Origin of the sequence: Sagittula sp. MA-2 (assembly GCF_030126985.1) — a bacterium.
In the GTDB taxonomy this organism is placed as follows: Bacteria; Pseudomonadota; Alphaproteobacteria; order Rhodobacterales; family Rhodobacteraceae; genus Sagittula.
Genome location: NZ_CP126145.1, coordinates 2,354,252 through 2,378,607, shown reverse-complemented (window position 1 = coordinate 2,378,607; position 24,356 = coordinate 2,354,252). Strand labels below are relative to the sequence as shown.

The 24,356-nt window shown below is 65.3% G+C and carries 26 protein-coding genes and 2 tRNA genes; 16 read left to right on the top strand and 12 right to left on the bottom strand.

Annotation, left to right across the window (positions count from 1 at the left end):
- Positions 1-64: 64 nt before the first annotated feature.
- Entirely contained in the window at positions 65-427 is a 363-nt protein-coding gene (locus tag QNI11_RS11550) for an SUF system Fe-S cluster assembly protein (protein WP_100930344.1), read from the bottom strand.
- Positions 428-602: 175 nt separating this feature from the next.
- On the opposite strand from QNI11_RS11550, the gene QNI11_RS11545 reads away from it, so the two are divergent.
- Positions 603-764 carry a hypothetical protein gene (locus QNI11_RS11545; RefSeq protein ID WP_283980234.1) on the top strand — a complete coding sequence of 54 codons (162 nt, stop codon included), beginning with the start codon at positions 603-605 and terminating at the stop codon, positions 762-764.
- Between the two features lie 18 nt (positions 765-782).
- On the opposite strand, the gene rimK is transcribed toward QNI11_RS11545, so the two are convergent.
- Positions 783-2,195 (bottom strand): 30S ribosomal protein S6--L-glutamate ligase, encoded by a 1,413-nt coding sequence (gene rimK, locus QNI11_RS11540; protein ID WP_100930345.1) that lies wholly within the window; start codon positions 2,193-2,195, stop codon positions 783-785.
- A gap of 116 nt (positions 2,196-2,311) precedes the next feature.
- Positions 2,312-3,187: a LytTR family DNA-binding domain-containing protein gene (locus QNI11_RS11535; protein ID WP_283980233.1), complete on the bottom strand. Its 876-nt coding sequence runs from the start codon at positions 3,185-3,187 to the stop codon at positions 2,312-2,314.
- A gap of 486 nt (positions 3,188-3,673) precedes the next feature.
- On the opposite strand from QNI11_RS11535, the gene QNI11_RS11530 reads away from it, so the two are divergent.
- Both QNI11_RS11530 and QNI11_RS11525 read left to right on the top strand, forming a co-directional pair.
- Positions 3,674-3,750: transfer RNA gene (locus QNI11_RS11530), tRNA-Asp, on the top strand.
- A 198-nt stretch (positions 3,751-3,948) separates the two neighbouring features.
- Positions 3,949-4,025: transfer RNA gene (locus tag QNI11_RS11525), tRNA-Asp, on the top strand.
- Between the two features lie 280 nt (positions 4,026-4,305).
- On the opposite strand, the gene QNI11_RS11520 is transcribed toward QNI11_RS11525, so the two are convergent.
- On the bottom strand, positions 4,306-4,875 hold the full coding sequence (locus tag QNI11_RS11520; protein ID WP_198521765.1) for a DUF882 domain-containing protein: 570 nt from the start codon (positions 4,873-4,875) through the stop codon (positions 4,306-4,308).
- A gap of 314 nt (positions 4,876-5,189) precedes the next feature.
- On the opposite strand from QNI11_RS11520, the gene QNI11_RS11515 reads away from it, so the two are divergent.
- The 5 genes from QNI11_RS11515 to QNI11_RS11495 all read left to right on the top strand — a co-directional run bounded on the left by QNI11_RS11515 (position 5,190) and on the right by QNI11_RS11495 (position 10,246).
- Complete coding sequence (locus QNI11_RS11515; RefSeq protein WP_283980232.1) at positions 5,190-6,812, top strand: murein L,D-transpeptidase; 1,623 nt, start codon at positions 5,190-5,192, stop codon at positions 6,810-6,812.
- Positions 6,813-6,976: 164 nt separating this feature from the next.
- Positions 6,977-8,068, top strand: a complete 1,092-nt coding sequence (locus QNI11_RS11510) for a UDP-3-O-(3-hydroxymyristoyl)glucosamine N-acyltransferase (protein ID WP_283980231.1) — start codon at positions 6,977-6,979, stop codon at positions 8,066-8,068.
- Between the two features lie 34 nt (positions 8,069-8,102).
- Positions 8,103-8,363, top strand: a complete 261-nt coding sequence (locus QNI11_RS11505; protein ID WP_100930350.1) for an acyl carrier protein — start codon at positions 8,103-8,105, stop codon at positions 8,361-8,363.
- A complete protein-coding gene (locus tag QNI11_RS11500) occupies positions 8,360-9,568 on the top strand; it encodes a beta-ketoacyl synthase (protein ID WP_100930351.1) in 1,209 nt (402 codons plus the stop codon). Before QNI11_RS11505 ends, QNI11_RS11500 begins: the two co-directional genes overlap by 4 nt.
- A 180-nt stretch (positions 9,569-9,748) precedes the next feature.
- Complete coding sequence (locus QNI11_RS11495) at positions 9,749-10,246, top strand: ferritin-like domain-containing protein (protein ID WP_283980230.1); 498 nt, start codon at positions 9,749-9,751, stop codon at positions 10,244-10,246.
- A gap of 299 nt (positions 10,247-10,545) precedes the next feature.
- Here the strand turns inward: QNI11_RS11495 and mnmA are convergent, their stop codons facing one another.
- Positions 10,546-11,685 carry a tRNA 2-thiouridine(34) synthase MnmA gene (gene mnmA / locus QNI11_RS11490; protein ID WP_100930353.1) on the bottom strand — a complete coding sequence of 380 codons (1,140 nt, stop codon included), beginning with the start codon at positions 11,683-11,685 and terminating at the stop codon, positions 10,546-10,548.
- Between the two features lie 122 nt (positions 11,686-11,807).
- On the opposite strand from mnmA, the gene QNI11_RS11485 reads away from it, so the two are divergent.
- From QNI11_RS11485 to QNI11_RS11465, 5 genes are all read left to right on the top strand, one after another.
- Positions 11,808-12,080, top strand: coding sequence for a DUF1153 domain-containing protein (locus tag QNI11_RS11485; protein WP_283980229.1), 273 nt, complete (start codon positions 11,808-11,810; stop codon positions 12,078-12,080).
- A gap of 99 nt (positions 12,081-12,179) precedes the next feature.
- Positions 12,180-12,896: a response regulator transcription factor CtrA gene (ctrA, locus tag QNI11_RS11480; RefSeq protein ID WP_283980228.1), complete on the top strand. Its 717-nt coding sequence runs from the start codon at positions 12,180-12,182 to the stop codon at positions 12,894-12,896.
- A gap of 67 nt (positions 12,897-12,963) precedes the next feature.
- On the top strand, positions 12,964-15,078 hold the full coding sequence (ligA, locus tag QNI11_RS11475; protein ID WP_283980227.1) for an NAD-dependent DNA ligase LigA: 2,115 nt from the start codon (positions 12,964-12,966) through the stop codon (positions 15,076-15,078).
- A complete protein-coding gene (gene recG / locus QNI11_RS11470) occupies positions 15,075-17,165 on the top strand; it encodes an ATP-dependent DNA helicase RecG (RefSeq protein ID WP_283983501.1) in 2,091 nt (696 codons plus the stop codon). Before ligA ends, recG begins: the two co-directional genes overlap by 4 nt.
- A gap of 112 nt (positions 17,166-17,277) precedes the next feature.
- Positions 17,278-17,400: a hypothetical protein gene (locus tag QNI11_RS11465; protein ID WP_256388380.1), complete on the top strand. Its 123-nt coding sequence runs from the start codon at positions 17,278-17,280 to the stop codon at positions 17,398-17,400.
- A 206-nt stretch (positions 17,401-17,606) separates the two neighbouring features.
- On the opposite strand, the gene QNI11_RS11460 is transcribed toward QNI11_RS11465, so the two are convergent.
- The gene (locus tag QNI11_RS11460) at positions 17,607-18,059 is read right to left on the bottom strand and encodes an iron-sulfur cluster assembly scaffold protein (protein ID WP_100930357.1); all 453 of its coding nucleotides are present in this window, start codon (positions 18,057-18,059) and stop codon (positions 17,607-17,609) included.
- A 74-nt stretch (positions 18,060-18,133) separates the two neighbouring features.
- On the opposite strand from QNI11_RS11460, the gene hisI reads away from it, so the two are divergent.
- The gene (gene hisI / locus QNI11_RS11455) at positions 18,134-18,493 is read left to right on the top strand and encodes a phosphoribosyl-AMP cyclohydrolase (protein ID WP_100930358.1); all 360 of its coding nucleotides are present in this window, start codon (positions 18,134-18,136) and stop codon (positions 18,491-18,493) included.
- Here the strand turns inward: hisI and gluQRS are convergent.
- From gluQRS to QNI11_RS11435, 4 genes are all read right to left on the bottom strand, one after another.
- Positions 18,490-19,341 (bottom strand): tRNA glutamyl-Q(34) synthetase GluQRS, encoded by an 852-nt coding sequence (gene gluQRS, locus QNI11_RS11450; RefSeq protein WP_283980226.1) that lies wholly within the window; start codon positions 19,339-19,341, stop codon positions 18,490-18,492. The two genes, hisI and gluQRS, sit on opposite strands and share 4 nt — an antisense overlap.
- A gap of 174 nt (positions 19,342-19,515) precedes the next feature.
- Entirely contained in the window at positions 19,516-19,728 is a 213-nt protein-coding gene (locus tag QNI11_RS11445) for a hypothetical protein (protein WP_283980225.1), read from the bottom strand.
- A complete protein-coding gene (trmFO, locus tag QNI11_RS11440; RefSeq protein ID WP_283980224.1) occupies positions 19,725-21,083 on the bottom strand; it encodes a methylenetetrahydrofolate--tRNA-(uracil(54)-C(5))-methyltransferase (FADH(2)-oxidizing) TrmFO in 1,359 nt (452 codons plus the stop codon). The genes QNI11_RS11445 and trmFO overlap by 4 nt, the downstream gene beginning before the upstream one ends.
- 60 nt (positions 21,084-21,143) lie before the next feature.
- Positions 21,144-21,929 carry an enoyl-CoA hydratase gene (locus tag QNI11_RS11435; RefSeq protein ID WP_283980223.1) on the bottom strand — a complete coding sequence of 262 codons (786 nt, stop codon included), beginning with the start codon at positions 21,927-21,929 and terminating at the stop codon, positions 21,144-21,146.
- Between the two features lie 54 nt (positions 21,930-21,983).
- Here QNI11_RS11435 and QNI11_RS11430 point away from each other — a divergent pair, with 54 nt between their 5' ends.
- Positions 21,984-22,409, top strand: coding sequence for a PaaI family thioesterase (locus tag QNI11_RS11430; protein ID WP_100930363.1), 426 nt, complete (start codon positions 21,984-21,986; stop codon positions 22,407-22,409).
- A 126-nt stretch (positions 22,410-22,535) separates the two neighbouring features.
- Positions 22,536-22,691: a hypothetical protein gene (locus QNI11_RS11425; protein WP_283980222.1), complete on the top strand. Its 156-nt coding sequence runs from the start codon at positions 22,536-22,538 to the stop codon at positions 22,689-22,691.
- Positions 22,692-22,787: 96 nt separating this feature from the next.
- Here QNI11_RS11425 and speE read toward each other — a convergent pair whose 3' ends face one another.
- Complete coding sequence (gene speE, locus QNI11_RS11420; RefSeq protein WP_283980221.1) at positions 22,788-23,642, bottom strand: polyamine aminopropyltransferase; 855 nt, start codon at positions 23,640-23,642, stop codon at positions 22,788-22,790.
- Positions 23,643-23,830: 188 nt separating this feature from the next.
- Positions 23,831-24,340, bottom strand: a complete 510-nt coding sequence (gene speD / locus QNI11_RS11415) for an adenosylmethionine decarboxylase (protein ID WP_283980220.1) — start codon at positions 24,338-24,340, stop codon at positions 23,831-23,833.
- Positions 24,341-24,356 lie beyond the last annotated feature (16 nt).

The window sequence follows — 24,356 nt, the reverse complement described above, 5'->3', positions numbered from 1 at the left end:
GAAAGGCGTTCCGGGCGGCGTTCGGCAATAGCGACGGGGCAGGGCGCAGCGCGCGCCCGGCGATTTACATGAAGCCCAGTTCCAGCCGCGCTTCGTCCGACATCATGTCCATGCCCCAGGGCGGCTCCCACGTCAGGTCGACGTCGACGTGTTTCACGCCGGGCAGGGGTTCGACCGCCTCGGCCACCCAGCCGGGCATCTCGCCCGCCACGGGGCAACCCGGCGCGGTGAGGGTCATGATGATCTTGACCTCGTTCTCCGGATTGATGTCGACGGTGTAGACAAGGCCCAGATCGTAGATGTTCACCGGGATTTCCGGGTCATAGACCGTGCGGCAGGCCTCCACCACGGTGTCGTAGAGCGGGTGGTCGGTGCTGGAGGGGGCGACCAGCGGCGCGCCTTCAAGCGGGGGGTTCTGCTCGCTCATGGGGATCCTCTTTCAAACCTGACCGAACATATAGGGATTAAGGCGGTCAGGGTAAAGGGTCGCACCGCGGCACTTGGCAATGCGGAACCCATTCGTAAACGCCATGTCAACTTTTGCCATGTTAACGATTCATGAGGAACGCGTGCCCCGTTTCGGCATGCGGCAAGGAGTTGGAATGTCGGGGACCATCGCCCAGAAAATCCGTGTTGTGCGGGCCTGCCTCCCCAGTCGCCGGCAGTTCTCCGGCTGGTGGATCGCGCCGTTCGCCATCGCCGGACTTCTGTTCTGGGTCTGGCTGATCCGGCTGGTCCTGCGGTTCTTCGGGGAGGCCGGATAACCGCAGGCGGTGCCCGCCTCAGTCCTCCGGCTCGATGCGGCGGCGGACGGGGGCAGGGCGGACCTTCGCCTCGATATGGTCATAGACCTTTTCGGCCACGTTCTTGCGGGTCGCCGTCTCGATCCCTTCGAGGCCGGGGCTGGAGTTCACCTCCAGCACCTTGGGGCCTGTCTCGGACCGCAGCAGGTCCACGCCGGCGAGGTTCAGGCGGAACGAGCGGGCGGCACGCAGGGCGGTGTCGCGCTCCTCCTTCGTGATGCGCACGACCGAGGCCTGGCCGCCCCGGTGCAGGTTGGAGCGGAAATCGCCCTCCGCCCCGGTGCGTTTCATCGAGGCCACGACCTTGCCGCCGACCACGAGACAGCGGATGTCCTCTCCGGCGGCCTCCTTCACGAAGTCCTGAACGAGGAAATTCGCCTTCAGCCCGCGGAAGGCGTCGATGACCGATTCCGCGGCCTTCTTGGTTTCGGCCAGCACCACGCCCTTGCCCTGCGTCGATTCGAGCAGCTTCACGATCAGCGGCGCCGTCCCCACGAGCCGCATCAGCGACTGCGTGTCCTTGGGCGAGGCGGCGAAGGCGGTGTTGGGCATGCCGATCTTGTGCCGCGCCATGAGCTGGTGGGCGTAGAGCTTGTCGCGCGAGGCGGCGATCCCGTCCGAGCCGTTCAGGCAGAAGGTGCCGATCGTCTCGAACTGGCGGATGACGGCGGTGCCGTAGGAGGTGATGGAGGCGCCGATGCGCGGGATCACCGCGTCGTAGCGCGGCAGGCGCTTGCCGTCGTAATGCACCTCCGGCGCCATGGCGTTGATCGCCATGTAGCAGCGCGTGGTGTCGATGACCTCGACGGTGTGGCCGCGTTTCTCGCCTTCCTCGACAAGCCGGCGGGTGGAATAGTTGTCCTCCCGGCTCAGCACCGCGACGCGCAGGGCGCGGTTGGGCGCGGCGCTGCGCACGCGGGCAGTGGTGTAGACGTCGTAGGACATCTTCGGCTGCTGGAAGCGGTCGGTGGCGACGATGGTGATGTGATCCTTCAGCGCCTCGCGCCCCAGCAGCATGCGCGACGCCATGGAGGAGCGGTCGGTCAGCGTCAGTTCGATCCGCCAGCTTTCGTCGCCCACCCGGAGTGTGGACGCGATGACATAGCGCATCTCCGACTCGCCGTTCGACGAGGTGACCTGCCGCCGGTCGACGATCCGGGCGGAGCAGGGAATCACCAGGTCCTCGCGTCCCGGGACGGGGTGCACGGTAAAGCGCACCTTGGGGGCCGAGGCCGACCCGAAGGTTTCGATGTCGAAGGCGTGCAGGGCGGATGTCCGGGCGCCGGTGTCGACCTTGGCGCGCAGCGCCGGAAGGCCGAGATCGGGCAGCGAGACCCATTCCTCCCAGCCGAAGCGGATCATGTCCGTCGGCGTTTCGGGCGTGTCGGTCATGCTGTCGTGGCTCCCTTCTCGTCGCTTGGGCGGCATGTTCGGCCCCGGCCTACCAAGGCCGGGGGGCGGCGTCCAGCACTCACGATTGCGTCAGGAAACGGCGCTGAGGGCGCGGTTCAGGCCCGGCGATCGAGCCACTCGCGCACCTCTGTCAGACGGGAACGTGCCACCGGGACAGAGGTTCCGTCATCCAGCTTAAGAACGTGTTTCTGCCCGTCTCGCGACAGCCCGCGCGCGACGCGGGCCGCCACCCACCACGAGCGGTGCGGCTGGATGCCGTCGTCCGGCTCGGTCTGGGCCACGATGTCCGAGAGGCGCGCACGCTGCGTGATGGTGGTGCGGTCGAGCACGACATGTACGTGGTGTTCGCGGGCCTGGATATGGCGGAGGCGGGCGAGGGGGACGGGTTCCGCGCCGATCAGGATGCGGCGGCTGTCTTCGTCCGACTCGTCCTCGGGGGTGGCGGTGGAGGCGGCGGCCGGTTCTGGTTCGGGTTCGGCCTGCGCCGGGGGCTGCGGCTGGCTGACGACCGGGCGGACGTATCGCATGTAGATGAGGATGAACATCTCGGCGATCACGAAATAGAAGAGGATCCTCGGCCAGATCGCGAAGGGCACGGCACCGTGGCTGGCGACGGCGGTGAGCCATTCGCCGATGAGCACGGTGGGCGTCAGCGCTGTAAGCGCCGCGATGAACCCGGGGGTTGTGAATCGCTTCGTCCGCTGCTGGAGCGCGGCCAGCGCAAAGATCACGAGGCCATGGGTGACCAGGAAGAGCACCACGACCAGCGCCCAGAGCCCGAGCGTCACGGCCAGGCTGATCTTTCCGAGCATACCGGGCGCATCCGTCGCCACCAGAAGCCCGTAGGCGCAGAGCAGGTAAACCTGGGTTCCGGAGCCCCGCAACAGCGAGATGTATTCCGCGGTACTGATTTCGTAGCGCTGACCGAGCGGGTCAAAGAAGGCGACATTCTGTCTGAGGATATGCTCCACGGGGCGACTTCCCTTGGGTATTGGTTACTAGGCAACTATCGGCGACTGTCTGACAAGGATGACCTACTCTGCCATGATTTGGAAAGGTGTTGAAATGACACGGTGTTTTTCGGCGACTTTACGTCAGGTGAGTTCGCGGCAAGCGGCCCAACCCTGCGTTGCGCGACGGGTTCGGGGCGCGCGACGGTAACGATCAGGCGGCGGCCAATGGTATCTGAAGATGTCACGTGAGGGTCGATTCGAAGCAGGGCTACGCGGTCAGTGGTAGCATGGCCGGCCGGCGTCCGCCTTATTGGATGGCCGCGTTCGAGGCCTTCGTTGCCCCTCTGCGTCACTGTGACTGTGCGATGCTGGACGGGAGATGGGCACCTGAAGGGCCGCCGGAATTTTTGCGAAAAAGCTGGTCGGAAACCGCTTGACGGCAGTAGGTGCAGCCCATAGAAGGCCTCTCACGCCACGAGGCAGACAGCTTCGGGCGGGCAGCGAGCGGTTGTAGCTCAGTTGGTTAGAGTACCGGCCTGTCACGCCGGGGGTCGCGGGTTCGAGCCCCGTCAACCGCGCCACCGCTGTCCGATCACATGGCGTCAGAACAGCCCTCGCTTCGGCGGGGGCTTTTGCTTTTCCGGGCCTTTTTCCAGAGAGATCGCCGGTTTGCGCGGGTCGGCGAAGGGCAGGGCGGAGCGCCGGGGATTTTCCGCCCGTGCCGTTGGATTTTCCGCTTGACCACCCGGTGCGCTGCGGACTATCTGCCCCCACAAAGCGCGGTTGTAGCTCAGTTGGTTAGAGTACCGGCCTGTCACGCCGGGGGTCGCGGGTTCGAGCCCCGTCAACCGCGCCACTTTCCCCCTTCATTGACTTCGTTCGATGGCTTCGAGCGCCCGAAAGAAGGGGCCGCGCGGACGGTGCGCATTTTCCTGAAATTTCGTGACTTTCTGTGGAACCGAACGCGCAGCTGCGTCGTTTACCCCGCATGAAGGCCTCGTCGCTGTGGTCTTCACCGAGGACAGAGATCGCGAATGTCGGGTATACCTGACTGCCAATCCCCCGCGATCCCTGCCAGAAACGAAAAAGGCGCCGCAAAGGGCGCCTTCTTGGTGGAGTAGATAAAGGGGTAAGCCTCAGGCGCCCCAAGAGCGCACGGGGCCGCAGTCCATATGTACGAAGTTGGAGCCGGAGTAACGACCGACGCCACCGCCGTGGCAGGCCATAGCGGCCTTGGCCATCTGGTTGACGGACCGGCTGGAAAGCCGGAGGTCAGCCGCCTCGCCGCGCAGGTGGCGGGAGTTCTTGGCGACGCCGGACGACTTGGACCGCAGCATCGCATTGGTTTTCGGCGAACGATAGCCGGAAATGAGCATGTAGGGCTCGGAACAGTCGAGAAGCCGGTGCGCCGCCGTACAGATGTCGATGGTGCGGGCGTCGATGTTCTTGACGTCGTTCGTGCGCCAGTCGCGCATGAAGTAGTTGATTTCCTTGATTGCATCGGCGAGGTACTGGCCTTCAATCCAGTAGATCATGTCGATGCGTTCCCCGGTCCTGCCGGAGTACATGCGGAGGCGTCTGATGTCGCCCGCGCCGCGCAGGAAGCCTGCTGCGTTGGAGTAGGTGGGCGCAGCTGCGAGTGTCGTTGCTGCGAAGGCGCCGAGGATACCCCGGCGCGTGAAGCTGCCCGTTGTCGAATCTGCCATGATGAGCGCCTGTCCCTGGTCGCTGTTACCTGTGTACGCACACCTCGTTGGGTGTGCACTGCCATCTATCCCCAGATGTCGGAACCTGTATGGCACGAATCGCATAGTGGAGAAAGTGCGATTTATGACGAATTTTATCCTTCAAGAGGGAAGTGGCAAAATCTCGCGCAGTGCTGGGAAGGTGTGGCGCAAATGCGCGGATCGGGCGCCCGGAACACATCGGAGCCCGTCTGCCACGTTTGTGAGTTTACAGGGTTATGACATTGTTAGACAAGTTTAAATCAAGGGCGGACAGAAGATATGAGGGTCAAGGAATGAAAGTTGCGAAGGTCGGGCTGCGTGCCCTTTTGCTGGCCGGTGTGATGGCTGCCGCCTTGCCCGCGGTCGGCACGGCAGAGGAATTGTCCTTCAAGGTGACGGCCTACAAGCAGGCCGTTGCAGAACACGTCGGGCAGAATGAAAGCATCGCCGCCTTCTACCGTGCCCGCGGGTTCGAGCCGATCTGGACCGGCCCCTCCGAGGAGGATCGCGCCCGTCGCGTGGCGCTGCTGGAAGCCTTCGCCATGGCTGACGTGCACGGCCTGCCGACCCGTCTTTATAATGAGCACACCCTGCGCGCGCAGCTGGCCGCCGCCACGTCCGGCCGCGACCGTGGCCTTCTGGAGGTGGAACTGTCGAAGCTGTTCATCAGCTTCGCCAACGATCTGCAGACCGGGGTGCTGGACGATCCGGGCGCCGTGGTGTCCGACATCAAGCGCGAGGTCCCGCGCCGCGCACCCGAAGAACTGCTGTCGCGCCTGACGACCGAGCGTCCCGATGCCGTGTTCCGCAGCCTCGTGCCGCCGACCGCCGAATACTCGCGCCTGATGCGCGCCAAGCTGATGCTTGAACAGCGCATCCGTCACGGCGGCTGGGGTCCCATCGTGCAGGCGTCGAGCCTCGAGCCGGGGCAGAGCGGGCCTGATGTGGTCGCCCTGCGCAACCGTCTTGTCGCGATGAACTATCTCAAGCCGTCGCTGACCACCCGCTACGACGAGAACATGACCGCCGCCGTGCGCGCGGTGCAGGAGGATCACGGGCTCGAGGTCGACGGCGTGGCCGGTGCATCGACCATGAAGGCGATCAACGCCGCGCCCGAAGAGCGGCTGAAGTCGATCATGGTCGCCATGGAGCGTGAGCGCTGGCTGAACTTCCCCGAAGGACGCGGCAAACGGCACGTCCTCGTGAACCTCGTGGATTTCCACGCCCAGATCATCGACGACGACAAGGTGACGTTCGAGACGCGTTCGGTCATCGGGCAGAACCAGTCGACCCATCGGACGCCTGAATTCTCCGACATGATGGAGCACATGGTCATCAACCCGTTCTGGTACGTGCCGCGGTCGATCATCGTGAACGAATACCTGCCGCTGCTGCGCTCCAACCCGGGCGCGGCGGGCCATCTGGAGATCATCGACGGCCGTGGCCGCGTGGTCAGCCGGGGCCAGAGCTTTGCGCAGTATTCCAGCCGCAGCTTCCCCTATTCGATGCGCCAGCGTCCGGGGCCGCGCAACGCGCTGGGGACGGTGAAGTTCATGTTCCCGAACAAGTACAACATCTACCTGCACGACACCCCGTCGCAGAGCCTGTTCTCCCGCGAGGTGCGGACCTTCTCGCACGGCTGCGTCCGTCTGAACGATCCGCATGACTTCGCCTACGTGCTGCTGTCCCGGCAGGAGCAGGATCCGGTGAACTTCTTCCAGTCGATCCTGCGGTCGGGTCAGAACACCAAGGTGCCGCTGGCGGAGCCGATCCCGGTGCACCTGGTCTATCGCACGGCCTTCACCCAGGCGAAGGGCAACGTGAACTTCCGCGACGACGTCTATGGCCGCGACGAGATCCTGTGGCGTGCGCTGCAGAACGAAGGCGTGTCGCTGATGACCCACTGGGACAGCTGAGCGACGCATACTCTATAGTGACGATGGAAGGCGCGCCCGGTCAGGCGCGCCTTTTGCATTCGCAGGTGCGGCGGGCGGGCAGGGGCGAAGCAGGGTTGAACCCCGGTGCGCCCAGCCTCTACATCTGCGACGGCGGCGCAGGCCGCGAAACGGCAGGAGCGGGCATGGCCTATACCATCCAGGAGATAGCAGCAGCGGTCGGCATGACGGCGCATGGCGACGTGTCGCTGAAGGTGGACAGCGTGGCAGAGCCGCAGTCCGCCGGGCCGGACGATATCGCGCTGGCCATGCGGCCCGAATATGCCGCGCTGATCGGCGAGGGGCGTGCGCGGGTCGCGGTGCTCTGGGACGGGGCGGACTGGCAGGGCCTTGGGCTGAAGGCCGCGCTGACCTCTCCTCGGCCGCGGTTCGCGCTGTCGGGGCTGGCCGGCATGATGGACCCGGGGCAGGGCTACGGCACCGGGCTGCACCCGTCGGCGGTGATCGATCCGTCCGCCGAGATCGGCGAGGGCACGTCGGTCGGGCCGTTCTGCGTGGTCGGTGCGCGCGCACGGATCGGGGCGGGCAGCACGCTCGGCCCGCAATGTTATATCGGCGAGGATGTGACGGTGGGCGAAGACGCCCTGCTGCACACCGGTGTCCGGCTGATGGCCCGCGTGACCGTGGGCGACCGGCTGATCGCGCACCCGGGCGTGGTGATCGGCGGCGACGGCTTCTCCTTCGTCACGCCGGAGCCGTCCGGGGTCGAGAAGGCGCGTGCCAGCCTTGGCGGCGAAGGCACCGACAGCGCGCAATCCTGGGCGCGGATCGCCTCGCTCGGCGCGGTGACGGTGGGCGACGACGTGGAGATCGGGTGCAACTCCTGCATCGACCGGGGATCTGTACGCGACACGCAGGTGGGATCGGGCGTGAAGATCGACAACCTCGTGCAGATCGGCCACAACGTGCGCGTGGGCCGCGACAGCATGATCTGCGCGGGCGCTGCCATCGCGGGATCGACGGTGCTGGGCACGAATGTGGTGGTCGGCGGCTGCGCGGGAATTTCCGACAACCTGAAGATCGGCGACCGGGTGATCCTGGGCGGCGGGACGATGGTTCTGTCGAACGTGCCGGAGGGCCGCGTGATGCTTGGCTACCCGGCGATGAAGATGGACAGCCACGTCGAAAGCTACAAGGGCCTGAGGCGCCTGCCGCGGCTGTTCCGGGATGTCGCGGACCTCAAGAAAGCGGTTTCAAAGTTGACGGGGAATGACTAAGTCTCCGCCAACCTGAGGAAGTGGGACCAGGACTATGGACGTCAAGGACAAGGTGATCGCGATCATCGCGGAACAGGCGATGCTGGAGCCTTCGGACATCACGCTGGACAGCACGCCGGAAGGCATCGGAATCGACAGCCTCGGGCTCGTCGAAGCGATCTTCGCCATCGAGGAGACCTTCGACATCTCCATCCCGTTCAACGCCAATGAACCGGAAGCGTCGGACTTCGACATTTCTTCTGTCGGCAGCATCGTCGCCGGAATCGAGCGGCTGGTGGCCGAGAAGACGGCGTGAAACGGGTCGTCATTACCGGGGCGGGGACGGTCAACGCGCTGGGTCAGGACGTGGCCGCGACCTACGAGGCCATGCGCGAGGGCCGGTGCGGCATCGGCCCGCTGGAGTTCCGCGACGTCGAGAGGCTGGCGATCCGCATCGGCGGGCAGGTGAAGGGGTTCGAGGCCGAGGCCGTCTTCAACCGGCAGCAGCTTTCGCTTTACGACCGGTTCACCCAGTTCACCCTGCTCGCCGCGCGCGAGGCGGTGCGGCAGTCGGGGCTGGAGTTCTCCGGCGAGATGGCGGACCGCTCCGGCGTGGTGCTGGGCAATTCTGGCGGCGGGCTGCTGACCCAGGACGAGAACTACCGCGCGGTCTACGAGGAGGGGAAGAACCGGGTTCATCCCTTCGTCGTGCCGAAACTCATGAACAACGCCGCCGCCAGCCACGTGTCGATGGAGTTCAACCTGCGCGGTCCGAGTTTCACCGTCTCGACCGCCTGCGCGTCGTCGAACCACGCGATGGGGCAGGCCTTCCAGATGATCCGTTCCGGCATGTGCCACGCGATGATCACCGGCGGCTCGGAATCCATGCTGTGTTTCGGCGGGGTGAAGGCCTGGGAAGGGCTGCGGGTCATGTCGAAGGACGCCTGCCGCCCGTTCAGCGCCAACCGCTCGGGCATGGTGCAGGGCGAGGGCGCGGGCGTCTTCGTCTTCGAGGAATATGAGCACGCGCGGGCGCGCGGTGCGGAAATCCTGGGCGAGGTGCTGGGCTTCGCGATGACCTCCGACGCGGCGGATATCGTGATGCCGTCGAAGCAGGGTGCGGCCCGGGCGATTTCCGGCGCGCTGCGCGATGCGCGGGTCGACCGCACCCGGGTGGGCTACATCAATGCCCATGGCACCGGCACCGCGGCCAACGACAAGACGGAATGCGCGGCGGTCGCCGATGTCTTCGGCACCCACGCGGACGACCTGATGATCTCTTCAACCAAGTCGATGCACGGCCACCTGATCGGCGGCACCGGCGCGGTGGAACTGCTTGCCTGCCTCATGGCGCTGAACGACGGTGTGATCGCGCCGACCATCGGCTACGAGGAACCGGACCCGGAGTGCGCGCTCGACGTGGTGCCGAACGAGGCGCGCGAGGCCGAGGTGGACGTGGTCCTGTCGAACGCCTTCGCCTTCGGCGGCCTGAACGCCGTGCTGGTGCTGGGCCGGGCGTGACCTTTTACCGGATTGGGCGCGCTGCCGCGCGCGCAGGTCGTCTCGTCGGCGGCCTTCGGCCTTCTCCTCGGTGATGTGCCTCCGGCGGAGGTATTTTCGCCAAGATGAAGGGGGCCGAGGAACGTATGTGTCGAGCCCCGCGTTTTCCCTTCAATCGAAACGAATTTGAAGGAGGACGACATGACCCTCGAGACATTGCAGGACGTCTACGTCGATCAGCTGCAGGACCTCTACAGCGCCTGTGAACAGGCCCAGAAGGTGATGGACGATCTGACCGCCAAGGCGGAGAACGAAGAGCTGCGCGCCGCGCTGGAGCATGGCAAGAGCGGCATTTCCGACGGCCGCGCCCAACTGGCCGGCCTGATCAAGGCGCATGGTGCCGATCCCAAGGGCGAGCACTGCAAGGGCATGCAGGGCTTGGTGGCCGAGGCCCGTGCCCACGCGATCGACGCCGATTTCGGTGACGGTGCGGTGCGCGATGCGATGATCATCACGCAGTACCAGCGCATGACCCATTACGCCATCGCAGGCTATGGCTGCTGCGCGGCGTTTGCCAACCGTCTGGAGCATCTCGACGACGCCAAGCCGCTGGGCGGGATGCTGGATGCGGCTTACTCCGGTGACCGTCACTTCTCCGGCATCGCCATGGGCGACGTGAACCGCGCCGCCGCGGAGTGACACGGGGCACGTGTTCTCGGCGGTAGTGATCCGGGCCGGTTGATCCGGCGCGGCGCTGTTGCCGGAATGCGGAGAATTCGTTGAAAATATGCGAAAGGCCGGCTGCCGTGGCAGTTGGCCTTTTTTGCGTTTCGAGGCCTTTTGTATTGGGGACCGAAGGCGGGAGTGTACTGCTGAAAGCGGCGGAAGAGGCTGGATACCCTGTGCTGTTCCGCGACGGTCGCGGCTGCGCATCGTGGTTAAGGACCGGCCGGTTCCACGTGTGGGAACGGCCGGTCCTCTTTGATCTGCGGGCGTCTTCAGTACCCGCGCCAGATCCAGCCGCCGCCGAAGATGCGGCTGTCGTCGGGCGCGTAGAAAACGCAGGCCTGTCCGGGGCTTACGCCTTCTTCCGCGACGACCAGCTCGACCTCTGCAGTGGTGTCCGACAGCGGGCGGATGACCGCCTCGCGCGGGGGGCGGGTGGAGCGGACCTTCACGTCGAGATGCCATTCCGCCTGCGAGGTGAAGGGCGCGTCGCCCAGCCAGTTGATCTCGCGCACGGGAATGGTCCGGGTGGCGAGCAGCTCTTTCGGGCCGACGACAACCTGCCGCGTCTCCACGTCCAGCCGGACCACGTAGAGCGGTTCGCTCAGGCCACCGATGCCGAGGCCGCGCCGCTGGCCGATCGTGTAATGGATGACCCCCCGGTGGTCGCCCAGAACATGGCCGTCGACATGCACGATCTGGCCGGGCTCCGCCGCGCCGGGGCGCAGTTTCTCGATGACTTTCGCGTAGTTGCCGTCCGGAACGAAGCAGATGTCCTGGCTGTCGGGCTTGTCCGCAACGGCAAGGCCGTACTTCGCGGCGAGTTCGCGGGTCGCGGCCTTCGACGGCAGGTGGCCCAGCGGGAATCGCAGGAAATCGAGCTGCTCCGGCGTGGTGGAGAAGAGGAAGTAGCTCTGGTCCCGGCTGGCGTCGGCGGCGGAGTGCAGCTCTGGCCCGCGCACGCCGGTCTTGCGCTGGATGTAGTGGCCGGTGGCCATGCAGTCGGCTTCGAGGTCCTTGGCGGTTTCCAGCAGGTCCTTGAACTTCACCCGTTCGTTGCAGCGGATGCAGGGCACGGGCGTGGCGCCGCCGAGGTAGCTGTCGGCGAATTCCTCGATCACCGCTTCTTGGAAGATGTTTTCGTAATCAAGGACATAATGCGGGAACCCCATGTCCTCGGCCACGCGGCGCGCGTCGTGAATGTCGATCCCGGCGCAGCAGGCGCCCTTCTTGGCGAGTGCCGCACCATGGTCATAAAGCTGAAGGGTGACACCGACCACATCGTAGCCTTCCTCCTTCAGCTTCGCGGCCACGACGGAACTGTCGACGCCGCCGGACATGGCAACGACGACTCGCGTCTCGGACGGCGGTTTGGGCAGCCCCAGGCTGTTGAGGGGGGCGTCTTTGGGCATTGGACGATCTCCGGTGAATGGCCGGAATATAGGAAAAATCGAAATACTCTCAAGGGATGGTTTCAGGCGTCGTTAAGTCCTGTGGGGCTTTAGTCCCCGCACCCTGGTTCGGAGGTAACGGGATGTATCTCAAGAAGATCGATGGCCCGCGCGCCGTGAAGCTGCCCGATGGCTCGACCATGACACGTGCCGACCTGCCGCCTGCATCGACGCGCCGCTGGGTGGCGTCGCGCAAGGCTGCCGTGGTAAAAGCCGTCCAGTACGGGCTTCTGACACAGGACCAGGCGAAGGACCGATATGCGCTGAGCGACGAGGAACTGCTTGAATGGGTGAAGGCCGCCACCCAGTTCGGAGAGGACGCGCTGAAGGCGACACGCGTCCAAAAGTATCGTTAGTGGAAAGTACGAATTGTTCTTGGGCCCGGGTATGGTAACAAGGCGTTAACCTTTTTGGCTCAGGTTATCCGCAGCCCAAGTACACCCTGGAGACTGCACATGCGCATTTTGTTGGTGGAAGACGACCCGACCACTTCGAAAAGTATCGAGTTGATGCTCAGTCACGCGAACCTGAATGTCTATTCCACCGACATGGGCGAGGAAGGCATCGATCTGGCAAAGCTCTACGATTACGACCTGATCCTTCTCGATCTGAACCTGCCGGACATGAACGGCCACGAGGTGCTGCGCCAGTTGCGCGTGGCCCGCATTGATACGCCGATCCTGATCCTGACCGGCGAGGACGACACGCAGTCGAAGATCAAGGGATTCGGTTTCGGGGCCGACGACTACATGACGAAACCCTTCCACCGGGATGAATTGGTGGCCCGCATCCATGCGATCATTCGCCGCTCCAAGGGGCATTCGCAGTCGGTGATCCGCACGGGCAAGGTGTCGGTCAACCTCGACGCCAAGACGGTGGAGGTCGCAGGCAAACCCGTGCATCTGACCGGCAAGGAATACCAGATGCTCGAACTTCTCTCTCTGCGGAAGGGCACGACCCTGACGAAGGAGATGTTCCTTAACCACCTCTACGGCGGCATGGACGAGCCCGAGCTGAAGATCATCGACGTCTTCATCTGCAAGCTGCGCAAGAAGCTGTCGGAAGCCACCGGTGACGACAACTATATCGAGACCTTCTGGGGCCGTGGCTACGTTCTGCGCGATCCCGATCCGTCCCAGGACGAACCGAAGGCCATCGCCGCAAACGGCTGAGCGGCTGGACCTCGGGTCTGACCGGCCCTATCACTCCATGGACGACAGGGCGTCCGAGGAACTGGGCATGAGCGATACAGAGGTCGGTCAGTTGGCCGAAGATCAGGCGCGCGAAGAGCTTCGCGCGCTTGCCGACATTCTGGGACAGGCGAACCGCGCGTATCATGCCGAGGATGCGCCTGAGTTGTCGGACGCCGAATACGACCGGCTGAAACGCCGCAACGCGGAGATCGAGGCGCGCTTTCCCGAACTCAAGCTGGCCGATAGCCCGTCGGAGCAGGTGGGCGCGGCTCCTGCGGACGGGTTTTCCAAGGTCCGTCACGAGGTCAGGATGCTGTCGCTGGCCAACGCCTTCGACGACGAGGATATCCGCGATTTCGACGACAGCATCCGGCGTTATCTTGGGTTGGGCGCGGACGCCTCGCTGGCCTTCACCGCGGAACCGAAGATCGACGGTCTGTCGCTGGCCTTGCGCTACGAGAAGGGCAAGCTGGTGCGCGCGGCGACCCGGGGCGACGGCTCCGAAGGGGAGAACGTCACCGCCAACGCCCGGACCATCGACGACATCCCCACCGACCTGACCGGCGCGCCTGAGGTGCTGGAGGTCCGTGGCGAAGTCTACATGAGCCACGCGGATTTCGAGGCGCTGAACGAACGGCAGGCCGCGCGCGGGGGCAAGACATTTGCCAACCCGCGCAACGCCGCTGCGGGGTCTTTGCGCCAGCTTGATGCCAAGATCACCGCCGAACGGCCCCTGAAGTTCTTTGCCTATGCTTGGGGTGTCCTGTCCGATCCGCTGGCGGACACGCAGAAGGGCGCCATCGATCGGCTCAATGCCCTGGGTTTCCAGACAAATCCGCTGACCGCGCTCTGTGACGGGCCGGAGGAGATGCTGGACCACTACCGCAAGGTCGAGGCGCAGCGCGCAATGCTCGGTTATGACATCGACGGCGTGGTCTACAAGGTGAACGATCTGGCCCTGCAGGAACGGTTGGGCTTCCGGTCCACCACGCCCCGCTGGGCCATTGCCCACAAGTTCCCGGCGGAACTGGCGTGGACGCGGCTCGAATCCATCGACATCCAGGTCGGGCGCACCGGCGCGCTGTCGCCCGTCGCCCGCCTGACGCCCGTCACGGTGGGCGGTGTGGTGGTGTCGAACGCAACGCTGCACAACGAGGATTACATCGCCGGGCGCGACAGTTCCGGCAACGAGATTCGCGGCGGCAAGGACATCCGCATCGGCGACTGGGTCCAGGTCTACCGCGCAGGCGATGTCATCCCGAAGGTGGCCGACGTCGACCTGTCGCAGCGGCCAGACGATGCGCAACCCTATGTTTTCCCTACGGAATGCCCGGAGTGTGGCTCTGACGCGATCCGCGAGGAGGGCGATGCGGTGCGTCGGTGTTCCGGCGGGTTGATCTGCCCGGCGCAGGCCGTGGAGAAGCTGAAGCATTTCGTCGGCCGGTCGGCCTTTGACATCGAGGGACTGGGCGCCAAGCAGGTCGAACAGTTCTACGCCGACGGGTGGATCAAGGAACCGGCAGACATCTTCACCCTGCGTGAACGCTACGGTTCGGGCATCCAGCAGTTGAAGAACCGTGAGGGCTGGGGCGAGAAATCCGCGCTCAACCTGTTCAGCGCCATCGACGAGCGGCGGCGCATCCCCCTTGGGCGGCTGATCTTTGGCCTGGGCATCCGGCACGTGGGCGAAAGCGCGTCGAACCTTCTGGCACGGCATTACGGAACGTGGGCGGCCTTCGAGGCCGCGATGAAGGACGCCGCCCTGATGGAGGGCGAGGCCTGGGATGATCTCCTGTCGATCGACGGGGTGGGCACGGTTCTGGCGCAATCGCTGGTCTCGGCAATGAACCAGGAGGCGGAGCGCGCGTCGATGGACCGGCTTGTCGCGCATCTGGAGGTCGAGGAAGCGGCGCGGCCCGACACCGAAGGTTCGCCCGTCGCGGGCAAGACCGTGGTGTTCACCGGCACGCTGGAACGCATGACCCGGGCGGAGGCGAAGGCGCGGGCGGAGGCGATGGGCGCCAAGGTCTCGGGCAGCGTTTCCAAGAAAACCGACATCGTGGTGGTCGGGCCCGGCGCGGGCTCCAAGGAAAAGAAGGCGCGCGAGCTGGGTCTGACCGTGCTGGACGAAGACGCATGGCTGGAGCTGATCGGCGGATGAGCGGGCGGCCGGAACCGCTCTGGCCGCTGTTCGCCGACCTGAAGGGCCTCGACGGGATCGGGCCGAAGACGGCGCAGACGCTGGCAGGTGCCGGGATCGAGGCGCCGCGCGACCTGCTGTACACCTTGCCCTACAGCGTGACGGACCGCCGGGTGCGCGACACCGTGCAGGGGGCGGACCTGCCGGCGACCCTGACGGTGGAGGTGCTGATCGGGCGACACTGGCCGCCCCGCACCCGCGGCGGCGCCTACCGGATCGAGGTCGACGATGCCAAGGTCCGGTTCCAGCTGGTGTTTTTCCGCGGCAATTCCGAGTACCAGCAGAAGCTCTTTCCGACCGGTCAGCGCAGGCTGGTTTCGGGGCGGGTCGAACTGTTCGATGGCGTGCCGCAGATGGTCCACCCGGACCACGTCCTGCCGGTCGACGAGGCAGAGAGCCTTCCTGCCTTCGAGCCGGTCTATCACCTGACCGGCAACGTCACGCAAAAGCTGATGGTGCGGGCGATTGCCGACGGTTTGACCCGCGTGCCGGACCTAGAGGAATGGATCGACGCGGCGCAACTGGCGAAAGAGGGCTGGCCCGGCTGGGCGGAGGCGCTGGCCCGGGTCCATGCGCCGGAAGGGCCGGAGGATCTGTCGCCGACTGCGCCTGCGCGGGCGCGGCTCGCCTATGACGAGTTGATGGCGCATCAGCTGACACTGGCCCTGGCCCGCGCGGCGCGGCGCAAACGGCGCGGGATCGAGACGAAAGGCGACGGACGGTTGCAGGCCCGGGTGCTGGCCGCCTTGCCCTACGAGCCGACCAGCGCGCAGAGGCGGGCCATCGGCGAGATCCTGTCCGACATGGCGCGCCCCGAACGCATGAACAGGCTGCTGCAGGGCGACGTGGGCGCGGGCAAGACGCTGGTGGCGCTGATGGCCTTGCTCAACGCGGTCGAGGCGGGCGGGCAGGGCGTGATGATGGCCCCGACCGAGATCCTCGCCCGCCAGCACCTCGAAAGCCTGCGGCCGCTGGCAGAGAGCGCGGGCGTCGTGCTGGAAATCCTGACCGGGCGCGACAAGGGCGCGGAACGCACCGCAAAGCTGGAGGCCCTGGCGCGCGGCGACATCCAGATCCTCGTGGGCACGCACGCGGTGTTCCAGCCGGACGTGGTCTTTGCCGATCTGCGGCTGGCCATCGTGGACGAACAGCACCGCTTCGGCGTGCGTCAGCGGCTGGAGCTGGGCAAGAAAGGCGTGGGCGCCGATGTGCTGGTGATGACCGCGACGCCGATTCCGCGCTCGCTGGCTTTGTCGCAGTACGGCGACATGGATGTGTCGATCCTGGACGAGAAGCCGCCGGGCCGGACGCCGGTGAAGACGGCGCTCTTGTCGACAGAGAAAATGTTGGAGGTGGTCGATCATCTGCGCAAGGCGGTGGCGGAAGGGCGGCAGGCCTACTGGGTCTGCCCGCTGGTCGAGGAAAGCGAAAGCTCCGACCTGATCGCAGCGGAGGCGCGGTTCCAGCGTCTGCGGGCGGCCTTGGGTGAGGGCGTTGTCGGGCTGGTGCACGGGCAGATGCCCCCCGCCGAGAAGGACGCGGCCATGGCGCGCTTCGTTTCGGGCGAGACCAGCGTCCTGGTGGCGACGACGGTGATCGAGGTCGGGGTCAACGTGCCGAACGCCTCGATCATGGTGATCGAACGGGCCGAGATCTTCGGGATTGCTCAGCTCCATCAGTTGCGGGGCCGGGTTGGGCGCGGCACCGCGGCCTCCACCTGCCTGCTGATGTACCAACCGCCCCTGTCGGAAACCGGGATGAAGCGGCTGACGACCCTGCGCGAGACCGAGGACGGCTTCCGCATCGCGGAGGTCGATTTGGAGATGCGCGGGGCGGGCGACCTGATCGGCACGGCGCAGTCGGGTCTGCCGAAGTTCAGGGTCGCGGACCTCGAACGGCAGGCGGCGCTGATGGAGGTGGCGCAGTCGGATGCGCGGCGCCTGCTGGCGGACGATCCGACGCTGGAAAGCCCGCGCGGACGCGCGGCCCGGTCGCTGCTCTGGCTGATGCGGCAGGACGAAGCGATACGTCTGATCGAGGTCGGCTGACGGCAGTTACGGCCCGCGTTCTCGTTAATTCACATTTTGTTCTCATTTAGTTCTTTACTCATGGTTAAGAATGTGAGAACAAAGGGTCAACAACGGAACACGGAGTGACCCAATGCTCGACATCGTCAAGACCGCGCTCAACCGTCAGGATGGAACGCTTTGGCAGGACACCCTGGGTGCGATCAGCCTTGCGGTGATCCTTCTGGGCGCACTTCACCTTCCGTCCCTGATCTGAGTTTCTGCCCGCGTGTACCGGCCCGGCTTGCCGCGTCTCTGTCCCGACGCGCACTGCCTGTCCCCTTCGGTTTCCTGCCTGTAACCGAATTTGCCTGACCGGTTCCGACACGCTCCTGACCGCCGCCTCCCGTCCCGGAGTGCGGCGGTTTTTTTTGTCACGAAAGCGGGGGGGCGATGGGCGGCCAGGGGCGCGCGGACAGGCCGTCAGGCGGTGCGCGCGGCTTCGGCCTGATGGGCGGCCTCGCTAGCCGCGTCGAGCGTCAGCATGATCGAGGCATGGCGGTTCTTGTAGGCGGCGGCGGGGCGCAGCACCTCGAGCCCGTCGAAGGGCGCGGGCGGCGTCGGGCCGTCCTGTTTCAGCATCTCGCGCAGGGCATCGCGCGCCGTGTCGATCTCTTCGGCGGTGCGCCCGATGATGGCGCCGCCGACGACAGAGGCTGCGGCCTGACCGAGCGCACAGGCCTTCACATCCTGCGCGAAATCCGCGACGCGCCCGTCCTCCATCGTCAGATCGACGGTCACAGTCGATCCGCAGAGCGGAGAGCGCTTCTTCACCGTCGCCCCCGGCGCGTCGAGACGTCCCAGATGAGGGATGTCGGCCGCCAGTTCGAGGATGCGTCCGGAGTACAGTTTGATCAGATCGGTTTCCGCAGTCATGCCTTTGGCTTTCGCTTGCCTTGGGTTCCCAATACATAGGGGGCCGAGCGTGGCAAGCAAAAGGTTTTTCATCCATGTCCTTCGATCCTGCGACCTTGGTCTATGACGCAAACGGCCTGATCCCCTGCATCGCCCAGCAGGAGGACACCGGCGAGGTGCTGATGATGGCGTGGATGAACGCCGACGCCGTCGCCCGCACGCTGGAGACCGGGCGTGTCACCTATTGGTCGCGCTCGCGCCAGGCCTTCTGGGTGAAGGGCGAGACTTCCGGACACACGCAGGCGCTGGTCGATCTGCGGGTGGATTGCGACCGGGACTGCCTGCTTGCGGTGGTCCGGCAAGAGGGGCCCGCCTGCCACACGAACCGCCGCTCGTGCTTCTTCACCTCCGTCACGGGCGAGGCGGAGACGGAGCTGATGGCACCGATGATCTAGAGCCCGACGAGGGCGCGGATGTCCTCCGGCGTCTTTCCGTCGTCGCGGTAGGTGGCGATGGCACGGGCATCGTCGCGCTTGGCCAGCCGCTTGCCCGCCTCGTCACGGATCAGGCGGTGGTGATGGTAGACGGGCGTCGGCAGGTCCATCAGGGACTGCAGCAGCAGGTGGATCTGTGTCGCGTCGGCAAGGTCTTGGCCACGGACCACGTGGGTGATGTCCTGCGCAGCGTCGTCAAGCACGACAGACAGGTGATACGATCCGGAAAAATCCTTTCGGGACAGTACTATATCGCCCACATTTGTGATCATGTGTTCGGCAGAGACATGTTTCGGCCCGGGGTTCACGCCGGTTTCGAGGTAGCCGAACACCGGGCGCCCCGCCAGCGCCCGCGCCATGTCGAGTCGCAGCGCCACGCCTACGGGCATCGGGCCGGTGGGTGGCGCGGAGGGGCGGCAGGTTCCGGGATAGACGGGGCCGTCCGGTCCGATCTTCCGCTCCGCGCCTTCCTGCGGAGCGCTGGCGGCCTCGGCAATGTCGCGGCGGGTACACGTGCAGGGGTAGAGCACCCCGTTGTCCCACAGGGCCTTGAGCGCCGTCATGTAGGTTGGCAGCCGGTCGGTCTGCCGCATGGGTGGTTCATCCCACGTGATCCCCAGCCAGGTCAGATCGGCGTAGATCCGGTCTTCCCATTCGGGGCGCGACCGGGTGGTGTCGATGTCCTCGATGCGCAGAAGAAACGTTCCGTCTTCGGCCCGCGCCTTGTCATGGGCGAGCAATGCGGAAAATGCGTGGCCGAGGTGAAGGGGGCCGGTCGGGCTGGGTGCAAAGCGCGTTCTGAATTTCACGGTGTTTCAGGTGCTTAAATGGTTGAGTTCAGGTTGACTTGTGGCGGGTCACATTGGCTGTCGGAGACTGAAGGGCCGTGTTCCGCTTGTGCCAGGATCATCGGGGACCCCACAAGAAAAACGCGCACCCACGGTCAAAGGGTGCGCGTGCAACAAGGGTCGCGTCAAGGCTTGTCAGTCGTCGCGGCGTCCATAGCGGCGCGCGCGGCGCTCTTCACCGGCCTGGTAGATCAGGATCCACGCGAGGACGATGAACATCGGATGCGTCAGGCCGCCGGAGAAGATGATGGCGGGCACCCAGATGATGAAGACGATGATCGACAGGATGATCCGCCCCAGAAGCAGGATCGACAGCGGGGGCAGGAAGAGGGCGAGGACGTAGTTCATGCGGGCTCCTTCTGGGTGGCGAGCCAGCGGCTCCATTCTTCCTTGGCTCGATCGGTGTAGCCCTTGTAGCGCTCACGCCGTCCCTTGCGGCCACCGCGCAGCCCGTCGAGGGGACGGAACAGGCCGAAGTTGACGTTCATCGGCTGGAAGGTCTTGGCCTCTGCGCCGCCGGTGATGTGGTGAACCAGCGCGCCATGGGCGGTGTCCTGAGGGACGACGGGCAGCGCCTGGCCGAGAATCTCGGCGGCGGCCATGCGACCGGCCAGAAGTCCCATCGCGGCGGATTCCACGTAGCCCTCGACCCCGGTTACCTGGCCGGCAAAACGGATGTTCGGCTTCGACCGGAGCCGCATCTGCGCGTCGAGCAGGGTCGGCGCGTTCAGGAAGGTGTTGCGGTGGATACCTCCAAGGCGGGCGAAACTTGCATTCTCAAGTCCGGGGATCATTTTAAAAACAGAGGCTTGCGCGCCGTACTTCATCTTCGTCTGGAAGCCGACGATGTTGTAGAGTGTCCCGAGCGCGTTGTCGCGCCGAAGCTGGACCACCGCGTATGCCTTTTCTTCGGGCTTGTGCGGGTTGGTCAGGCCGACGGGCTTCATCGGGCCGTGGCGCAGGGTTTCGCGTCCGCGCTCGGCCATGACCTCGATGGGCAGGCAGCCGTCGAAGTAAGTGGCCGTTTCGCCGTCGTGGAACTCCGTCTTGTCGGCGGCGAGGAGTGCGTCGATGAAGGCCTCGTACTGCGGCTTGGTCATCGGGCAGTTGATGTAGGCCTTTTGCTCTTCCTCCGTCTCGCCCTTGTCGTAGCGCGACTGGCGCCAGGCCACGTCCATGTCGATACTCTCGGCATAGACGATGGGGGCGATGGCGTCGAAGAAGGCGAGCCGGTCGGCGCCGGTCTCTGCCTGAATCGCGGCGCCGAGCTTTTCCGAGGTCAGCGGGCCGGTGGCAAAGATCCATTGGCCCTCGGACGGCAGCTCCGACACCTCCTCGTGGCTGATCGCGATATTGGGGTGGTCGGTCAGCGCCTTGGTGATGGCTTCGGAAAACGGGTCGCGGTCGACGGCCAGTGCACCACCCGCGGGCAGCCGGTGGCGGTGCGCGGTCGTGATGATCAGCCCTTCGGCGGTGCGCATCTCCCAATGCAGGAGGCCCACGGCGTTCTGTTCGTCATCGTCTGAGCGGAAGGAGTTGGAACAGACCATTTCTCCCATGTTGCCAGTGCGATGCGCGAAGGTCTTCACGTGCGGACGCATCTCGTGGAGGACCACGGAAACGCCCATGTTCGCCGCTTGCCAGGCCGCTTCCGACCCGGCCATGCCGCCGCCAACGATGTGGAGTGTATCTGTCTTTGCCATGCGCGGGAGGTAGGCGAAGTTTCGGGGATTTCCAAGTGTGCTTTATGGAATTCCGCCGGGTTACTTCGCCCAGTCCGGCGCGCGCTTCTCGAGGAAGGCGCTGATCCCCTCGTCGGTGTCGCGCCACAGCATGTTCTCCACCATGACCTCGCCGGTATAGGCATAGGCCTCGTCCAGCGGCATGCTCATCTGGTCGTAGAAGGCGGATTTGCCGATCTTGACCGCGGCGGAGAGTTTCGAGGCGACGGTTTCCGCCAGCGTCCGTGTCGCATCGGCCAGCTCGGCCTCGGGCACGGCGGCGTTGATGAGGCCTGTGGCCTCGGCCTCTTCGGCGGTCATGAAGCGGCCTGTGGTCAGCATCTCGAACGCCTTCTTGCGGGGAATGTTGCGCGAGAGGGCGACCATGGGGGTAGAGCAGAACAGTCCGATGTTCACGCCGTTGACGCCGAACCGAGTGCCGCGCGCGGCCACCGCCATGTCGCAGGAGGCGACCATCTGGCATCCCGCAGCGGTGGCGATCCCGTGGACCTGTGCGATGACGGGCTGGGGCAGGCGGGTCAGCCCGGCCATCACGGAGGCGCAGCGCCGGAACAGGTCTGCGAAGTAGGCGCGCCCGTAGTCATCCGCCTGCCGGGCCGCCTGCATCTGCTTGAGATCGTGACCCGCGCAGAACGCCCGCCCTTCGCCAGACAGGATCACGACGCGCGTGTCGCGGTCCTCTGCCAGCGCGTCGATCTGGTCCTGAAGGGCAGCCAGCATCTCGTCCGACAGGGCGTTGAGGTTCTGCGGCATGTTCAGGCGCAGGTGGGCGATGTGGCCGGTGTCGTGGCGTTCCAGAATGGGCATCTTGTCCTCCCTTTTGCGGCAAGGTTAGCTGTCGCGACAGATGGAGGAAAGCGAATGCCTGTGATGACTGCGGACGAGATGACGGAATTTCTGGATGAGGTGTTTCCGCAGGTCAGGGGCATGTTCGGCATCGACGAGCTTGGCGACAGCCGGATCGTCATGCGCCTGGTGAACGACGAACGGCACCTGCGTCCCGGTGGAACGGTGTCCGGTCCCGCGATGTTCAGCCTTGCGGATGTGGCGGCCTATGTTGCGGTTCTGGCCAACGTGGGGCGGCAGGCGCTGGCGGTCACGACGCATTGCTCCATCGACTTCATGCGCAAGCCCGCGTCGGGCGTGGACCTGCTGGCCGAGGCGCGCGTGCTGAAGATGGGCAAGGTGCTGGCGGTGATCGACGTGCTCTTGTTCAGCGAGGGCAGCGACAAGCCCGTGGCTCACGCCAGCCTCACATATTCGATTCCGCCGCGTCCCGCGGGTTGACTGACCTGTGGCGCGCAGGCCACGGGCGCGCGTCTGGGTCGTTTTGTGGGAACGCGGTGCGTGTTTTCGCGTTTACCTTTCACAAGCGACGCCGCAAACCGTCGCATTGCTGAAAGGAGACACGACATGAATATCGGAGGACTTATCCGCCGCGCCGTGGGCGCCTTCGCACGGTCGCGCACTCACGGGCATTACCGTGGCCACAGCACCTACGGTCAACACCAGAGCGCCGAAGCGCAGGCCGCCCGCGGGCTGGCGCGCATGGCGAAGAAGAAGCTCTGAACCTGACCGCTTTCGAGCGAAAAGGGCGCGTCCTGCCGGGCGCGCCCTTTTGCTGTGCGGGATGGGACGCGGACGGTGCGGTGCACGCCACGCGCATCAGGGGAAGAGTTTCCGAATATAGCCGGGCAGGGCGAAGGCCGCCTTGTGAACCTCGGCCGTGTAATACTGCGGGCGGATGCCGCTGGCGCAGAAGCGTGTCTGAAGGGTGTTCACGTCGGTGTGGCGCGCGCCGCTGTCGGTGCCCCAGCCGAAGGCCATGGGACCGCCCGCGTAGCTGGGCACGGTCGCGAGGTAGCAGGTGGCATCGGCAAACAGTGCCTGGAAGGCGCGCATCGTCCGGGTCAGCTCATCCCCCTGCATGAAGGGCACGCCATTCTGCGTGACGATGATGCCGCCGTCTTTCAGCGCCTTGCGGGCGTTGGCGTAGAAATTGTTGGAATAGAGCGCCTCGCCGGGACCGATCGGATCCGTCGAATCCACGATGATGACGTCATACCCGCCCTTCGTGGTCTTCATGAAATCCGATCCGTCGGCGATCACCAAATCCAGCCGCGGATCGTCGAAGGCGCCGTCGCTGATCGTCGGCAGGTAGCGTTTGGAGAACTCCACCACGCCCGCGTCGATCTCGACCATGGTGATGTGCTTGACCGTCTTGTGGCGCAGTGCTTCGCGGGCCATGCCGCCGTCGCCGCCACCGACGATGCAGATCCGGGTCGCCGCGCCATGGGCGAAGATCGGCACATGGGTCAGCATCTCGTGGTAGATGAAGTTGTCCTTCTCGGTGACCTGAACCACGTCGTCGAGGGTCAGAACCCGGCCAAAGGTCTCGTTCTGGATCACCCGCAGGCGTTGATGGTCGGTCTGGCTGTCGTACAGAACATCGTCCACCCGCATCGCCTGGGCGTAATCGCCGTGAAGCTGTTCGCGCATCCAGCGCGGTGTGTCGTCCATGGTCTCCTCCTGCCCATGCGTCCACGATTAGCGTAACCGCATGATTCCACAATGACGCTGACGCCGGAAGGTTCCCTTGGGTCAACAAATGTGAATGTCCCGAGGGCCGCGCGGGGCCGCCCTTCGGGACCGGATCGGCGCGCCGAGAGGGGTGGCGCGCAGCGGGTTTAGCCGGGGCTCCCGTTCCTTCAGGCGGCGATCCCGGCCTCTGCCACGACACCTTCGCCGCGCTTGAGTTCCCGGACGCGGACGTCGGCGGTAGCAAAAGCCTTTGCCAGCACGTCGACGGCCAGCCACGGCTGCGCATCGCCGCACATGAAGACGTCGAAGGCACCATAGCCGATTTCCGGCCAAGTGTGGACCGAGATGTGGCTTTCCGCCAGCACCGCCACGCCGCTCACGCCCTGCGGGCTGAACTTGTGCGTGTGGATGTGCAGCAGCGTCGCGCCGCAGGTGTCCACGCAATCGCGGAATGCCTGCTGGATTCGCGCCTCGTCATCGAGGCCTGTGCCATTCACCACCTCGATGATGAGGTGCGTGCCGGCAAAGACGGCGCCGTCGCGGCGGATGAAATGGTCGTCGCGCTGTTCGTCGAACACGTCGCGCGCGGTGGGTGCGGGACAAGTCCCGGTGGTGTCTTCCTCGTGGGCGCCAGTCTCCAGACCGTACCCCAGTTGGAAGAGGGTGATGTCCTTCATGACATTCGCCTCCTCA

Bases quoted from the DNA above. Each gene is read 5' to 3' on its own strand.
- QNI11_RS11550 (WP_100930344.1), bottom strand. From the start codon at position 427: ATGAGCGAGCAGAACCCCCCGCTTGAAGGCGCGCCGCTGGTCGCCCCC.
- QNI11_RS11545 (WP_283980234.1), top strand. From the start codon at position 603: ATGTCGGGGACCATCGCCCAGAAAATCCGTGTTGTGCGGGCCTGCCTC.
- rimK (WP_100930345.1), bottom strand. From the start codon at position 2,195: ATGACCGACACGCCCGAAACGCCGACGGACATGATCCGCTTCGGCTGG.
- QNI11_RS11520 (WP_198521765.1), bottom strand. From the start codon at position 4,875: ATGGCAGATTCGACAACGGGCAGCTTCACGCGCCGGGGTATCCTCGGC.
- QNI11_RS11515 (WP_283980232.1), top strand. From the start codon at position 5,190: ATGAAAGTTGCGAAGGTCGGGCTGCGTGCCCTTTTGCTGGCCGGTGTG.
- QNI11_RS11510 (WP_283980231.1), top strand. From the start codon at position 6,977: ATGGCCTATACCATCCAGGAGATAGCAGCAGCGGTCGGCATGACGGCG.
- QNI11_RS11505 (WP_100930350.1), top strand. From the start codon at position 8,103: ATGGACGTCAAGGACAAGGTGATCGCGATCATCGCGGAACAGGCGATG.
- QNI11_RS11495 (WP_283980230.1), top strand. From the start codon at position 9,749: ATGACCCTCGAGACATTGCAGGACGTCTACGTCGATCAGCTGCAGGAC.
- mnmA (WP_100930353.1), bottom strand. From the start codon at position 11,685: ATGCCCAAAGACGCCCCCCTCAACAGCCTGGGGCTGCCCAAACCGCCG.
- QNI11_RS11485 (WP_283980229.1), top strand. From the start codon at position 11,808: ATGTATCTCAAGAAGATCGATGGCCCGCGCGCCGTGAAGCTGCCCGAT.
- ctrA (WP_283980228.1), top strand. From the start codon at position 12,180: ATGCGCATTTTGTTGGTGGAAGACGACCCGACCACTTCGAAAAGTATC.
- ligA (WP_283980227.1), top strand. From the start codon at position 12,964: ATGAGCGATACAGAGGTCGGTCAGTTGGCCGAAGATCAGGCGCGCGAA.
- recG (WP_283983501.1), top strand. From the start codon at position 15,075: ATGAGCGGGCGGCCGGAACCGCTCTGGCCGCTGTTCGCCGACCTGAAG.
- QNI11_RS11465 (WP_256388380.1), top strand. From the start codon at position 17,278: ATGCTCGACATCGTCAAGACCGCGCTCAACCGTCAGGATGGAACGCTT.
- QNI11_RS11460 (WP_100930357.1), bottom strand. From the start codon at position 18,059: ATGACTGCGGAAACCGATCTGATCAAACTGTACTCCGGACGCATCCTC.
- hisI (WP_100930358.1), top strand. From the start codon at position 18,134: ATGTCCTTCGATCCTGCGACCTTGGTCTATGACGCAAACGGCCTGATC.
- QNI11_RS11445 (WP_283980225.1), bottom strand. From the start codon at position 19,728: ATGAACTACGTCCTCGCCCTCTTCCTGCCCCCGCTGTCGATCCTGCTT.
- trmFO (WP_283980224.1), bottom strand. From the start codon at position 21,083: ATGGCAAAGACAGATACACTCCACATCGTTGGCGGCGGCATGGCCGGG.
- QNI11_RS11435 (WP_283980223.1), bottom strand. From the start codon at position 21,929: ATGCCCATTCTGGAACGCCACGACACCGGCCACATCGCCCACCTGCGC.
- QNI11_RS11430 (WP_100930363.1), top strand. From the start codon at position 21,984: ATGCCTGTGATGACTGCGGACGAGATGACGGAATTTCTGGATGAGGTG.
- QNI11_RS11425 (WP_283980222.1), top strand. From the start codon at position 22,536: ATGAATATCGGAGGACTTATCCGCCGCGCCGTGGGCGCCTTCGCACGG.
- speE (WP_283980221.1), bottom strand. From the start codon at position 23,642: ATGGACGACACACCGCGCTGGATGCGCGAACAGCTTCACGGCGATTAC.
- speD (WP_283980220.1), bottom strand. From the start codon at position 24,340: ATGAAGGACATCACCCTCTTCCAACTGGGGTACGGTCTGGAGACTGGC.